Source organism: Lysinibacillus sp. FSL P2-0066, from assembly GCF_037969495.1.
GTDB classification, from domain to species: domain Bacteria; phylum Bacillota; class Bacilli; order Bacillales_A; family Planococcaceae; genus Lysinibacillus; species Lysinibacillus boronitolerans.
In genome coordinates, this window is record NZ_CP150202.1 from 1 (window position 1) to 15,361 (window position 15,361).

Genomic DNA, 15,361 nt, shown 5'->3' on the forward strand with positions numbered 1-15,361 from the left:
TTGGAACATTTAGAAGAACTATGGAACAATGTCCTGGCTCAAGTTGAACAAAAAATTTCTAAACCAAGCTTCGAAACGTGGCTAAAGTCTACAAAGCTACTATCTTACAATGGTAGTGGCTCCACTGTGACAATTGCTGCACCCAATTCGTTTGCTCGAGACTGGCTTGAAAATCATTATATTCATTTGATTACAGGTATATTAACGGAGCTAACAGGCGAAGACTTGCTTATTAAATTTGTTGTTCAAAAAAACCAGGATTCGGACGATTTTGATTTGCCAGCGCCGATTATCCAAGCAAAAAATAATGAACATCATGATATTTCACCAGGTATGTTAAACCCGAAATATACTTTTGATACGTTTGTTATTGGCTCTGGTAACCGCTTTGCACATGCAGCTTCGCTAGCTGTAGCTGAAGCACCTGCGAAGGCATATAATCCCTTCTTTATTTATGGGGGAGTAGGGCTAGGTAAAACGCACTTAATGCACGCCATTGGTCATTATGTATTAGAGCATAATCCTAATGCTAAAGTGGTGTACTTATCATCCGAGAAATTTACAAATGAATTTATTAACTCAATTCGTGATAACAAAGCACTTGATTTTCGCAATAAATACCGCAATGTGGATGTACTGCTAATTGATGATATTCAATTCCTTGCTGGAAAAGAATCAACTCAAGAAGAATTTTTCCATACTTTTAATACTCTACATGAAGAATCAAAACAAATTGTTATATCAAGTGACCGACCTCCAAAAGAGATTCCAACTTTAGAAGATCGGCTCCGCTCACGTTTCGAATGGGGGTTAATAACTGATATTGCGCCACCCGATTTGGAAACTCGTATCGCTATTTTGCGTAAAAAAGCAAAAGCAGACGGTCTAGAGGTACCAAATGAAGTAATGCTTTATATTGCGAACCAGATTGACTCCAATATTAGGGAGCTTGAAGGTGCGCTTATTCGCGTCGTTGCCTACTCATCACTTGTAAACAAGGATATTACAGCGACATTAGCTGCCGAGGCATTGAAGGATATCATCCCAAATTCAAAGCCGCGAACAGTGACAATATTAGACATTCAAAATGCAGTTGGGGAACATTTTAGTATACGTTTGGAAGATTTCGCTGCCAAAAAACGTACTAAATTAATAGCTTTTCCGCGTCAAATCGCTATGTACTTATCACGCGAATTGACAGATTTTTCGCTGCCGAAAATTGGCGAAGAATTTGGTGGTCGCGACCATACGACTGTCATCCATGCACACGAAAAAATTTCTTCTATGTTGAAAAATGACGCTCAACTTCAACAAGATGTTAAACAAATTCGTAGTATGCTAGGCAAGTAATTGCTGTGGACAAACTAACGATTTAAACACAAACTTATACACAGTCTATCTACATGTGGATAGACTGATTTTATTCATAAAAATATACTTATCCACAAATCCACAGGGCCTATTACTATATCTTTTTATTTTATATAAATAAATAATATAAATATGTGAGGGAAAACGAATGAAATTTGATATTTTACGTGACCGTTTATTAGAGGGTTTAAATGATGTCATGAAAGCAGTAAGTTCAAAAACAACTATTCCGATTTTAACAGGGATTAAAATTGACGTAACAGAAGAAGGTATCCGCTTAACAGGTAGTGATGCTGATATAACAATTCAAACATTTATTCCAGTAGAAGAAGATGGGCAACAAATTATTCACATTACAGAAACAGGTTCAATTGTTGTACAAGCACGTATGTTTAATGAAATCGTACGTAAATTACCAACAAACGATGTTGAAATCCAAGTAACACCTGGTTTCCAAACACATATTCGTTCAGGAAAATCAGAATTCCATTTAATTGGCTCAGATGCAGCAGAATATCCTTTATTACCAGAGCTTACAGAAGATCAAAAATTTACTATTCCAGCTGATCTCTTAAAAACAATTATTCGTGAAACTGTATTTGCTGTTGCTACTTCAGAAAGTAGACCCGTGTTGACAGGTGTAAACTGGCAGATCAAAAATGAAACGTTAATCTGTGTTGCAACAGATAGTCATCGTTTAGCTAGACGTAAAGTGCAACTGGAAAATTTACCAGAAGTTGAACATAGTGTAGTTATTCCTGGGAAAAGTTTAAATGAATTAAATAAAGTATTAGAGGATTCTACAAACCTTGTACAAATCGTTATTACAAGTCAGCAAGTATTATTTAAAACTGGTGATGTATTATTCTTCTCTCGCTTACTGGAAGGAAATTATCCTGACACAACTCGTTTAATTCCTGAAGAATATCAAACAAATGTAACGATTAACGGAAAATCTTTATTACAAGCTATTGACCGTGCCTCACTTGTTGCAAGAGGAGATCGAAATAATGTTGTACGTTTTGAAATTTTAGATAACCAGGCAGTTGAAGTTTCTTCTAATTCTCCTGAAATCGGTAAAGTACAAGAAGAAATTCCTGTGGAAGCATTAGAAGGGGAAGGTTTGAAAATCTCATTCAGTGCAAAATATATGATGGAAGCATTAAAAGCAATTGATGGACAAGATGTAGTTATTCAATTTACTGGGGCAATGAGACCGTTTATTTTACGTTCCGTTCATGATGATGCTATTTTACAATTAATTTTACCTGTACGAACTTACTAAAGAACATAAGATCTGTTAAGATAGTCGCTCATAGTGACTATCTTTTTTTACTTATGGCGTAATTTTAGGTATGATAGAGAGATAGACAGTCTGTATTCGGAGGGGAACACACTATGCAGGACATTAAAATTGATGAGGAGTTCATCACGTTAGGGCAGCTCTTAAAAATTACGGATGCCATTAGTTCAGGTGGAATGGCCAAGTGGTTTTTACAAGAACATGCTGTATATGTAAATGGAGAAATAGACGATCGTCGAGGTCGGAAATTACGTAACGGAGATGTTGTAAATATTCCTGGATGTGGTCGTTTTCAAATCATAGGACCAGCTGGACAATAAATTATGTATATTGAGCAAATAAAACTTACAAATTACCGTAACTATGATGCCTTAGCTATAAACTTCTCTCCAAAAATTAATGTTTTCATTGGTGAAAATGCACAAGGAAAAACAAATGTTATGGAGTCCATCTATGTTTTAGCAATGGCTAAGTCCCATCGCACAACGAACGATAAAGAATTGATACGTTGGGATTCAGACTATGGTAAAATAGAAGGGGCCGTTAAAAAAAGGCACGGTATTTTACCGATCGAACTTACGATTACAAAGAAAGGTAAGAAGGGCAAGATAAATCATATAGAGCAAAGTCGCCTTAGTCATTATATTGGTCAAATGAATGTCGTTATGTTTGCACCAGAGGATTTGAATGTTGTAAAGGGAAGTCCGCAAATACGCCGACGTTTTATTGATATGGAGATTGGGCAAATTTCGCCTGTCTATTTACATGATTTATTAACCTTTCAAAAAGTTTTAAAACAACGTAATCATTTTTTAAAAATGAACCAAGGCAAGTCCTTGTCAAATGATGTGATGTATGAGGTCTACAATGAACAATATATTCACGCTGCTACCCAAATTATTCGTAAAAGATTTCAATTTATGGATTTATTGCAGGAGTGGGCGGAACCCATACACGCAGGGATATCGCAAGGTAAGGAAACACTGGTTATAAAATATCGTACGGTAGCTGGTATAGAAAAAGAACACTCTACTAGTGAAATTGAAAATACTTTACATCAAAAATTAATAGAAGCGAGAGAACGTGAATTTGATAGGGGAGTGACACTAGTTGGTCCACACCGTGATGATTTACAGTTTTTAGTAAATGGCTATGATGTCCAAACTTATGGTTCACAAGGGCAACAGCGAACTACTGCATTGTCTTTAAAGCTTGCTGAAATTGAATTAATTAAACAAGAAACAAATGAAACACCCATACTACTTTTAGATGATGTTTTATCGGAACTCGATGATTATCGCCAATCGCATTTATTAAATACCATTCAAGGTGAAGTCCAAACCTTTGTTACAACCACAAGTGTGGAAGGAATTCACCATGAAACGATGGAACAGGCTCAACTGTTTCACGTGAAACAAGGTGCGATTGAAAGAAGTTAGCCAGGGTAGTTTTTTAGATTACAAAAAGAATGGTAATAGTCAGCTCGGTTGACTGTTCATTCATTTACACACAATGATGTTATGAAGGAGTAGATGAAAGCCGTGGCTATAGAGAACGAAGGTTTACAAAACCAAGCTTATGAGGCCGATCAGATACAGGTATTAGAGGGTTTAGAAGCAGTACGTAAAAGACCAGGGATGTATATCGGTTCAACTAGCTCTAAAGGGCTTCACCATTTAGTATGGGAAATTGTTGATAATAGTATCGATGAAGCACTTGCAGGATTTTGTACAGATATAAAAGTAACAATTGAAAAAGAAAACTGGATCCGTGTAGAAGATAACGGTCGTGGTATTCCGGTTAGTATTCAAGAAAAAATGGGTAAGCCAGCAGTTGAAGTTATTATGACTGTTTTACATGCTGGTGGTAAATTTGGCGGTGGAGGCTATAAAGTTTCGGGTGGTCTCCATGGAGTTGGGGCATCAGTGGTAAATGCACTATCTGTTGAAACAATTGTCCAAGTTCATCGTGAAGGTCATATCCATGAAATAAAATTTGAACGTGGAAGAACAGTTCAAGAGTTAACAGTTATCGGTGAAACAGATCACAATGGTACAACAACACGTTTTAAAGCTGATCCAGAAATATTTAAAGAAACAACTGTTTATGAATATGATATTTTAGCTCATCGTATTAGAGAATTGGCTTATTTAAATCGTGGTATTAAGATTACGATTGCTGATGAACGTGAAGATGAGATTCGTTCAACTACATACCACTATGAAGGTGGTATTCGTTCCTATGTGGAGCATTTAAACCAATCTAAAGAGCCAATCCATGATCCAATTGATGTTCTTGGAGAGAAGGATGGCATCACAGTAGAAATTGCCATGCAATATAATGCTGGATTCTCTTCTAATATTTTCTCATTTGCTAATAACATTAATACGTATGAGGGCGGTACACATGAGTCTGGTTTTAAAACAGCCCTTACACGCGTTATTAATGACTATGCACGAAAAAGTGGATTACTAAAAGAATCTGACGCTAATCTTACAGGTGAGGATGTTCGAGAAGGGTTAACAGCTATAGTTTCCGTTAAACATCCAGATCCGCAATTTGAAGGACAAACAAAAACAAAGTTAGGGAACTCAGAAGTAAGTCAAATTACCAATTCATTATTCTCAGATGGCTTTGAACGTTTTATGTTAGAAAATCCAACGGTTGCTCGTAAGGTTGTAGAAAAAGGTTTAATGGCGGCCCGTGCGCGTGTAGCTGCGAAAAAGGCACGTGAATTTACTCGTCGTAAAAATGCCCTCGAAGTATCTAGCTTACCGGGTAAATTAGCTGATTGTTCTTCTACTAACCCAGCTGATTGTGAAATTTATATTGTTGAGGGTGATTCTGCCGGCGGTTCCGCTAAATCTGGGCGTGATCGTCACTTCCAAGCAATTTTGCCTTTACGTGGTAAGATTCTTAACGTTGAGAAAGCTCGACTAGATAAAATTTTATCGAATGCGGAAATCCGTGCGATGATTACAGCATTCGGCACTGGTATTGGTGAGGAGTTTAATTTAGAAAAAGCTCGTTATCATAAAATCATTATTATGACAGATGCCGATGTCGATGGAGCGCATATTCGTACATTACTTTTAACATTCTTCTTCCGTTTCCTTCGACCACTTATAGAAGCAGGCTATATTTATATTGCACAGCCACCACTTTATCAAGTGAAACAAGGTAAACATATTGAATACTGCTATGATGAAGAGACATTAAAAGCAATTTTAGAAAGACTACCAAAAATGCCAAAACCAAATGTGCAGCGTTATAAAGGTCTTGGTGAAATGAACGCTGAGCAGCTTTGGGAAACAACAATGGATCCTGAGTACCGCACATTATTACAAGTAGAATTAGATGATGCAATTAAGGCAAACCAAGCATTTGAACGTTTAATGGGCGATGAAGTTGAACCTCGTCGTCAATTTATTGAGGAAAATGCCGTATACGCTAATTTAGATATCTAATTTTTCTTGAGAGGAGGTCTACACTTTGTCAGAACAAGAACGCTCCGGTGTTAAAGGAGTTAATATAACAGAAGAAATTGAAACATCCTTTCTTGATTATGCAATGAGTGTAATTGTGTCACGTGCATTACCTGATGTACGTGATGGATTAAAACCAGTTCATCGTCGTATATTATATGGGATGCAGGAATTAGGGAATACAGCAGATAAAGCCTACAAAAAATCAGCACGTATCGTTGGGGATGTAATGGGTAAGTACCATCCACATGGTGACTCTTCCATCTATGATGCAATGGTACGTATGGCACAAGATTTCAGCTATCGCTACATGCTTGTTGATGGTCATGGAAACTTCGGCTCCGTTGATGGTGATGGCGCAGCAGCCATGCGTTATACAGAATCACGTATGTCTAAAATAGCAATGGAAATGCTCCGTGATATTAATAAAGATACAATTGACTATACAGATAACTATGATGGATCAGAAAAAGAACCAATTGTATTACCAAGTCGTTATCCAAACCTATTAGTGAATGGTGCTGCAGGGATTGCAGTAGGTATGGCAACAAATATTCCCCCACATCAATTGGGCGAAACAATTGATGCTGTTATAGCACTTTCTGAAAATCCTGCAATTACAACTGAGGAGCTAATGGAAATTATCCCTGGCCCAGATTTTCCTACTGGAGGATTAATTTTAGGACGTAGTGGTATTCGTAGAGCCTATGAAACAGGTCGAGGTTCCATTATTATTCGTGCAAAAGTAGAAATTGAGCAAAAGGCAAATGGTAAGGAAACTATTCTTATCCATGAATTGCCTTACCAAGTGAATAAGGCAAAGCTCATTGAAAAAATTGCAGAACTTGTACGTGATAAAAAAATAGATGGTATCACAAACTTACGTGATGAATCAGACCGTCGTGGTATGCGTGTAGTAATTGAAGTTCGTAAAGATGCAAATGCTAATGTCGTACTAAATAATTTATATAAACAAACGGCTATGCAATCGAGCTTCGGCATTAATATGCTGTCTTTAGTAAATGGTCAGCCTAAAGTATTAGGCTTAAAGGAAATGTTATACCATTATCTAGAACACCAAAAAGTAATTATTCGTCGTCGTACAGAGTTCGATCTTCGAAAAGCTGAAGACCGCGCTCATATTTTAGAGGGCTTACGAATTGCACTCGATCATATTGATGAAATAATTGCTATTATTCGTGGTTCACGTAGTGGTGAAGAAGCGAAGCCTCAATTGATGGAACGCTTTAACTTATCTGAGCGTCAGGCTCAAGCTATTTTAGATATGCGCCTCGTTCGATTAAGTGGCTTAGAGCGTGAAAAAATTGAAGCAGAATATCAAGAGCTTCAAGTTCTAATAGCTGAATTAAAGGCAATTTTGGCAGATGAAGAGAAAATTGTTGATATTATTCGTACTGAAATCTTAGAATTGAAGGAACGTTTTAATGATACACGCCGTACTGAGATTACATCAGGTGGTATTGAAATGATTGAGGATGAGGATTTAATCCCTGTTGAAAACTCAGTTGTTACTTTAACGCATAATGGCTATATCAAACGTTTAGCTGCGAATACATATCGTAGTCAAAAGCGTGGTGGTCGTGGTGTACAAGGAATGGGTACAAATGAAGACGACTTTGTAGAGCATCTAATGAATACTTCTACCCACGATACAATTTTATTCTTCACGTCTAAAGGTAAAGTATTTAGAGCAAAAGGATATGAAATTCCTGAGTTCGGTCGTACTGCTAAAGGGTTACCAATCGTAAACTTGCTCAATATAGAAAAAGGCGAAAAAGTAACAGCTATGATTCGTGTTGCGTCGTTTGATGAAGATGCTTACTTTATCTTTACCACAAAAACAGGTATTACAAAACGTACCCCTGTTTCACAATTTGCTAACATCCGAACAAATGGTTTAATCGCAATCAGCTTGAGAGAAGACGATGATCTTATTTCTGTACGTCTTACAGATGGAGAGAAACAAGTGATTATTGGTACACGTGATGGTATGCTCGTTCGTTTCCAAGAAGACGACATTCGATCTATGGGCCGTACAGCCGGTGGTGTTCGAGGCATTAAGCTACGTGATGGGGACGAAGTTGTTGGTATGGAGATTGTTGAGCCAGGACAAGAAATTTTAGTAGTAACTGAAAAAGGTTACGGTAAACGTACTTCTGAAGAGGACTATCGTTTACAAAGTCGTGGTGGAGTAGGACTGAAAACGATCCAGATTACAGATAAGAATGGTCCAATGGTGGCTGTAAAAACTGTCGATGGTTCTGAGGATCTAATGCTTATAACTATTAATGGAATGCTTATCCGTATGGATGTGAATGATATTTCATTAATTGGGCGCAGTACGCAAGGTGTACGTTTAATTCGACTAGGAGATGACGAATTAGTTGCAACTGTAGCTAAAGTGGAAAAAGCAGAAGAGTCTTTAGAAGACGAAGAGGAAGTCGAAGAATAATTTAATCCGATGATGACATTCTTGAATGTCGTCATCGGTTTTTTTACGTAAATAATGAAAAATAAGTAATTATTTTGAATTCCATGATAAAATAGAAATACCTTATTTTGAAGCAAGAAATAGTGGAGAGGTGTTCATCCGTGGAAACTATACATGTTCCAATTTCAGAGCTAGGTGTTGGCAAGGTAATTTCTGAAGATATATTTGCTAATACACAGTATCCGATTATTTTCAAAGATACAATGATTTCTTATGTACACTTGCAAGTTTTTCATGCATTTAATATTTTCAACGTCCCTGTTTACAAAAGTGAAAATGATATTCGTGTAGAAAAGAATGAGAGCGATGTCGAAGTTACAATAGAAGAAATTCCGACTTTTAGGAAAATCTATAATCATTCTGTTGAACAGTTTAAAAAAGAATTTAAAAACTGGGAAGCGGGAGCAAAGGTAGATATTGCAAAGGCCAGAACAATTATTTTACCTTTAGTAGAGTTGGTGTTAGAAGATCGTACTATTATTTTTGATTTAAATGAGTATTCAAATCCAAAAGACTATCTATATCATCATTGTGTAGCAACTGGTTTGATTGCCTCAGTTATTGCTCAAAAACTTGGCTATGATAGAGGGACTACTATTCAAGTAGCCATCGGTGGTTTATTAGCTGATTGTGGTATGGCTAAAGTACATCCTCGTATCAGGGATAAGAAGACACCATTAACAGAGCAAGAATATGATGAGATTTATAAACATCCGATTTATAGCTACAATATGGTGAAAGATTTGACCATTTTAAAAGAAACGATGAAAGAAGCAATCTTCCAACATCATGAACGTTTAAATGGTAGTGGGTATCCGAAGAACGAAAAGATCGCCAATATTTCTATATTTGCACAAATCATTGCTGTTGCAGATGTTTTTCATGCTATGACATGTGAACGAGTATATAGAACGAAACAATCTTCATTTAAAGTGATAGAAATGATTAATGAATCTGAGTTTGGTAAATTTGATATTAAAGTAGTACGTGCATTAATTGATATTGTTGCAGATCTTCCGATAGGAACAATTGTAGAACTTTCTAATTTAGAACGTGGGGAAGTAATGTTTGTAAATAAATTTGCACCAACACGACCACTTATTAAATTAATTCATTCAGGGGAAATTTTTGATTTAGGGAAAAATCGCAGTTTCTATATTTCACGTATCATAACTAATTTATAGATAAAGGGGCAAACTATATTTATATGGTTTGCCTATTTTTAAACAGGTAAGAGATGTACTCTACGCAAAGTGCTACATTATGTTTTTATATATAGGTGACATTTTAATATTTTTTTAAGAAGCACTTCGCAATATTAAACACTTAAATAGTGAGATTTTAACCATAATTGTGTTTTGAAACATTTATAGATATTGTATTAAAATATTTTTAGAGAAAGTGTTGACTTTGTTTTAGAATCTTGATATTATAAATGAGTCGCCAAGAGGTGACAACGAAAATAAAGAACATGAACCTTGAAAACTGAACAAGCAAAACGTAATCAATAAAGTTTTTAGTAGCTAGCTTTGCTAGTGAACGAAACAAAATTTTGGACATCAAACATGATGCCAGCAAAACAATTTGAGCTAATCAAATTTCTTTTATGGAGAGTTTGATCCTGGCTCAGGACGAACGCTGGCGGCGTGCCTAATACATGCAAGTCGAGCGAACAGAGAAGGAGCTTGCTCCTTTGACGTTAGCGGCGGACGGGTGAGTAACACGTGGGCAACCTACCCTATAGTTTGGGATAACTCCGGGAAACCGGGGCTAATACCGAATAATCTCTTTTGCTTCATGGCAAGAGACTGAAAGACGGTTTCGGCTGTCGCTATAGGATGGGCCCGCGGCGCATTAGCTAGTTGGTGAGGTAACGGCTCACCAAGGCGACGATGCGTAGCCGACCTGAGAGGGTGATCGGCCACACTGGGACTGAGACACGGCCCAGACTCCTACGGGAGGCAGCAGTAGGGAATCTTCCACAATGGGCGAAAGCCTGATGGAGCAACGCCGCGTGAGTGAAGAAGGTTTTCGGATCGTAAAACTCTGTTGTAAGGGAAGAACAAGTACAGTAGTAACTGGCTGTACCTTGACGGTACCTTATTAGAAAGCCACGGCTAACTACGTGCCAGCAGCCGCGGTAATACGTAGGTGGCAAGCGTTGTCCGGAATTATTGGGCGTAAAGCGCGCGCAGGCGGTCCTTTAAGTCTGATGTGAAAGCCCACGGCTCAACCGTGGAGGGTCATTGGAAACTGGGGGACTTGAGTGCAGAAGAGGAAAGTGGAATTCCAAGTGTAGCGGTGAAATGCGTAGAGATTTGGAGGAACACCAGTGGCGAAGGCGACTTTCTGGTCTGTAACTGACGCTGAGGCGCGAAAGCGTGGGGAGCAAACAGGATTAGATACCCTGGTAGTCCACGCCGTAAACGATGAGTGCTAAGTGTTAGGGGGTTTCCGCCCCTTAGTGCTGCAGCTAACGCATTAAGCACTCCGCCTGGGGAGTACGGTCGCAAGACTGAAACTCAAAGGAATTGACGGGGGCCCGCACAAGCGGTGGAGCATGTGGTTTAATTCGAAGCAACGCGAAGAACCTTACCAGGTCTTGACATCCCGTTGACCACTGTAGAGATATAGTTTCCCCTTCGGGGGCAACGGTGACAGGTGGTGCATGGTTGTCGTCAGCTCGTGTCGTGAGATGTTGGGTTAAGTCCCGCAACGAGCGCAACCCTTGATCTTAGTTGCCATCATTTAGTTGGGCACTCTAAGGTGACTGCCGGTGACAAACCGGAGGAAGGTGGGGATGACGTCAAATCATCATGCCCCTTATGACCTGGGCTACACACGTGCTACAATGGACGATACAAACGGTTGCCAACTCGCGAGAGGGAGCTAATCCGATAAAGTCGTTCTCAGTTCGGATTGTAGGCTGCAACTCGCCTACATGAAGCCGGAATCGCTAGTAATCGCGGATCAGCATGCCGCGGTGAATACGTTCCCGGGCCTTGTACACACCGCCCGTCACACCACGAGAGTTTGTAACACCCGAAGTCGGTGAGGTAACCTTTTGGAGCCAGCCGCCGAAGGTGGGATAGATGATTGGGGTGAAGTCGTAACAAGGTAGCCGTATCGGAAGGTGCGGCTGGATCACCTCCTTTCTAAGGATTATTTCGGAATACAAACCTTGGGTTTGTAAGATTACGTTTTGCGTTCAGTTTTGAAGGTTTATGAAATCTAATAAAACTTCCAAGAGGGCCTATAGCTCAGCTGGTTAGAGCGCACGCCTGATAAGCGTGAGGTCGATGGTTCGAGTCCATTTAGGCCCACCATATATACCTCTTGGGGCCTTAGCTCAGCTGGGAGAGCGCCTGCCTTGCACGCAGGAGGTCAGCGGTTCGATCCCGCTAGGCTCCACCAATTTTTGTTCTTTGAAAACTGGATAAAACGACATTGAAATTGTAACAAACACATTTATTTTTTAAGTTTTTTTATAGGCTTAATAACTTGGTTAAGTTATTAAGGGCGCACGGCGAATGCCTTGGCACTAGGAGCCGAAGAAGGACGGCACTAACACCGATATGCTTCGGGGAGCTGTAAGTGAGCTTTGATCCGGAGATTTCCGAATGGGGGAACCCACTACGTTTAATCGCGTAGTATCTTGACGTGAATACATAGCGTCTTGAAGGCAGACCCAGGGAACTGAAACATCTAAGTACCTGGAGGAAGAGAAAGAAAAATCGATTCCCTGAGTAGCGGCGAGCGAAACGGGAAGAGCCCAAACCAAGAGGCTTGCCTCTTGGGGTTGTAGGACACTCTATACGGAGTTACAAAAGAGCGAGTTAGATGAAGCGACTTGGAAAGGTCCGCCAGAGCAGGTAAAAGCCCTGTAGTCGAAAGTTCGTTCTCTCCTGAGTGGATCCTGAGTACGGCGGAACACGTGAAATTCCGTCGGAATCCGGGAGGACCATCTCCCAAGGCTAAATACTACCTAGTGACCGATAGTGAACCAGTACCGTGAGGGAAAGGTGAAAAGCACCCCGGAAGGGGAGTGAAAGAGATCCTGAAACCGTGTGCCTACAAGTAGTTAGAGCCCGTTAATGGGTGATAGCGTGCCTTTTGTAGAATGAACCGGCGAGTTACGATTACGTGCAAGGTTAAGCTTTAGAAGGCGGAGCCGCAGCGAAAGCGAGTCTGAATAGGGCGAAATAGTACGTGGTCGTAGACCCGAAACCAGGTGATCTACCCATGTCCAGGGTGAAGGTGAGGTAACACTTACTGGAGGCCCGAACCCACGCACGTTGAAAAGTGCGGGGATGAGGTGTGGGTAGCGGAGAAATTCCAATCGAACTTGGAGATAGCTGGTTCTCTCCGAAATAGCTTTAGGGCTAGCCTCGTGATGAGAATACTGGAGGTAGAGCACTGTTTGGACTAGGGGGCCATCCCGGTTTACCGAATTCAGACAAACTCCGAATGCCAGATATTTATACACGGGAGTCAGACTGCGAGTGATAAGATCCGTAGTCAAAAGGGAAACAGCCCAGACCACCAGCTAAGGTCCCAAAGTAATCGTTAAGTGGAAAAGGATGTGGCGTTGCACAGACAACCAGGATGTTGGCTTAGAAGCAGCCATCATTTAAAGAGTGCGTAATAGCTCACTGGTCGAGTGACGCTGCGCCGAAAATGTATCGGGGCTAAACGATTCACCGAAGCTGTGGATTGACATCTACGATGTCAGTGGTAGGAGAGCGTTCTAAGTGCGTTGAAGTCAGACCGGAAGGACTGGTGGAGCGCTTAGAAGTGAGAATGCCGGTATGAGTAGCGAAAGACGGGTGAGAATCCCGTCCACCGTATGACTAAGGTTTCCTGAGGAAGGCTCGTCCGCTCAGGGTTAGTCGGGACCTAAGCCGAGGCCGATAGGCGTAGGCGATGGACAACAGGTTGATATTCCTGTACCACCTCCTCACCGTTTGAGAAATGGGGGGACGCAGTAGGATAGGGTAAGCGCGCCGTTGGTTGTGCGCGTCCAAGCAGTAAGGCGTGTGTGTAGGCAAATCCGCACACTGTAACGTTGAGCTGTGATGGCGAGTCCGTATGGACGAAGTTCCTGATTTCACACTGCCAAGAAAAGCCTCTATCGAGGTGAGAGGTGCCCGTACCGCAAACCGACACAGGTAGTCGAGGAGAGAATCCTAAGGTGTGCGAGAGAACTCTCGTTAAGGAACTCGGCAAAATGACCCCGTAACTTCGGGAGAAGGGGTGCTCTTGAGCGTGCAAGCGCATGAGAGCCGCAGTGAATAGGCCCAGGCGACTGTTTAGCAAAAACACAGGTCTCTGCAAAACCGTAAGGTGACGTATAGGGGCTGACGCCTGCCCGGTGCTGGAAGGTTAAGAGGAGTGGTTAGCGCAAGCGAAGCTGCGAATTGAAGCCCCAGTAAACGGCGGCCGTAACTATAACGGTCCTAAGGTAGCGAAATTCCTTGTCGGGTAAGTTCCGACCCGCACGAAAGGCGTAACGATCTGGGCACTGTCTCAACGAGAGACTCGGTGAAATTATAGTACCTGTGAAGATGCAGGTTACCCGCGACAGGACGGAAAGACCCCGTGGAGCTTTACTGTAGCCTGATATTGAATTTTGGTACAACTTGTACAGGATAGGTAGGAGCCAGAGATCTCGGAGCGCCAGCTTCGAAGGAGGCGTCGGTGGGATACTACCCTGGTTGTATTGAAATTCTAACCCATGCCCCTTAGCGGGGCAGGAGACAGTGTCAGGCGGACAGTTTGACTGGGGCGGTCGCCTCCTAAAAGGTAACGGAGGCGCCCAAAGGTTCCCTCAGAATGGTTGGAAATCATTCGTAGAGTGTAAAGGCACAAGGGAGCTTGACTGCGAGACCTACAAGTCGAGCAGGGTCGAAAGACGGGCTTAGTGATCCGGTGGTTCCGCATGGAAGGGCCATCGCTCAACGGATAAAAGCTACCCCGGGGATAACAGGCTTATCTCCCCCAAGAGTCCACATCGACGGGGAGGTTTGGCACCTCGATGTCGGCTCATCGCATCCTGGGGCTGTAGTCGGTCCCAAGGGTTGGGCTGTTCGCCCATTAAAGCGGTACGCGAGCTGGGTTCAGAACGTCGTGAGACAGTTCGGTCCCTATCCGTCGTGGGCGTAGGAAATTTGAGAGGAGCTGTCCTTAGTACGAGAGGACCGGGATGGACACACCGCTGGTGTACCAGTTGTCTTGCCAAAGGCATCGCTGGGTAGCTATGTGTGGACGGGATAAGTGCTGAAAGCATCTAAGCATGAAGCCCCCCTCAAGATGAGATTTCCCATTACGCAAGTAAGTAAGATCCCTCAAAGACGATGAGGTAGATAGGTTCGAGGTGGAAGTGTGGTGACACATGGAGCTGACGAATACTAATCGATCGAGGACTTAACCAATATGTTTGAAGCATTCAATGCACCGTTTATCCAGTTTTGAAAGAATAATTCTTTCAAATAAATAAATGTCTAGTGATGATGGCAAAGAGGTCACACCCGTTCCCATACCGAACACGGAAGTTAAGCTCTTTAGCGCCGATGGTAGTTGGGGGCTTCCCCCTGTGAGAGTAGGACGTCGCTAGGCAAACAAAACAGTCAGCTGTGTGCTGGCTGTTTTTTTATATTTATTGTAACCTTAGCACTATGTTGGAGGGCTTAG

7 protein-coding genes, 2 tRNA genes and 3 rRNA genes are annotated in these 15,361 nt (G+C 41.4%); all 12 read left to right on the forward strand.

Annotated features, from left to right (window positions below; all coding sequences use genetic code 11):
* The 12 genes from dnaA to rrf all read left to right on the forward strand — a co-directional run bounded on the left by dnaA (position 1) and on the right by rrf (position 15,286).
* Complete coding sequence (dnaA, locus tag MKZ14_RS00005) at positions 1–1,350, forward strand: chromosomal replication initiator protein DnaA (protein WP_016994935.1); 1,350 nt, start codon at positions 1–3, stop codon at positions 1,348–1,350.
* Positions 1,351–1,519: 169 nt separating this feature from the next.
* Entirely contained in the window at positions 1,520–2,656 is a 1,137-nt protein-coding gene (gene dnaN / locus MKZ14_RS00010) for a DNA polymerase III subunit beta (protein ID WP_004233305.1), read from the forward strand.
* 113 nt (positions 2,657–2,769) lie between these two features.
* Positions 2,770–2,994 carry a S4 domain-containing protein YaaA gene (gene yaaA, locus MKZ14_RS00015; protein WP_312125086.1) on the forward strand — a complete coding sequence of 75 codons (225 nt, stop codon included), beginning with the start codon at positions 2,770–2,772 and terminating at the stop codon, positions 2,992–2,994.
* Positions 2,995–2,997: 3 nt separating this feature from the next.
* Positions 2,998–4,113: a DNA replication/repair protein RecF gene (recF, locus tag MKZ14_RS00020; RefSeq protein WP_312125089.1), complete on the forward strand. Its 1,116-nt coding sequence runs from the start codon at positions 2,998–3,000 to the stop codon at positions 4,111–4,113.
* 93 nt (positions 4,114–4,206) lie between these two features.
* Positions 4,207–6,141, forward strand: a complete 1,935-nt coding sequence (gene gyrB / locus MKZ14_RS00025; protein ID WP_052125376.1) for a DNA topoisomerase (ATP-hydrolyzing) subunit B — start codon at positions 4,207–4,209, stop codon at positions 6,139–6,141.
* Between the two features lie 25 nt (positions 6,142–6,166).
* A complete protein-coding gene (gyrA, locus tag MKZ14_RS00030; protein WP_036077952.1) occupies positions 6,167–8,632 on the forward strand; it encodes a DNA gyrase subunit A in 2,466 nt (821 codons plus the stop codon).
* A gap of 140 nt (positions 8,633–8,772) precedes the next feature.
* Positions 8,773–9,855: an HD-GYP domain-containing protein gene (locus MKZ14_RS00035; RefSeq protein WP_016994937.1), complete on the forward strand. Its 1,083-nt coding sequence runs from the start codon at positions 8,773–8,775 to the stop codon at positions 9,853–9,855.
* 419 nt (positions 9,856–10,274) lie between these two features.
* A 16S ribosomal RNA gene (locus MKZ14_RS00040) occupies positions 10,275–11,826 on the forward strand.
* Positions 11,827–11,920: 94 nt separating this feature from the next.
* A tRNA-Ile gene (locus MKZ14_RS00045) sits at positions 11,921–11,997 on the forward strand.
* 12 nt (positions 11,998–12,009) lie between these two features.
* Positions 12,010–12,085: transfer RNA gene (locus MKZ14_RS00050), tRNA-Ala, on the forward strand.
* Positions 12,086–12,174: 89 nt separating this feature from the next.
* Positions 12,175–15,102: ribosomal RNA gene (locus MKZ14_RS00055) — 23S ribosomal RNA — on the forward strand.
* 68 nt (positions 15,103–15,170) lie between these two features.
* Positions 15,171–15,286, forward strand: a 5S ribosomal RNA gene (rrf, locus tag MKZ14_RS00060).
* Together the 16S, 23S and 5S rRNA genes with 2 tRNA genes alongside form the textbook arrangement of a ribosomal RNA operon.
* Positions 15,287–15,361 lie beyond the last annotated feature (75 nt).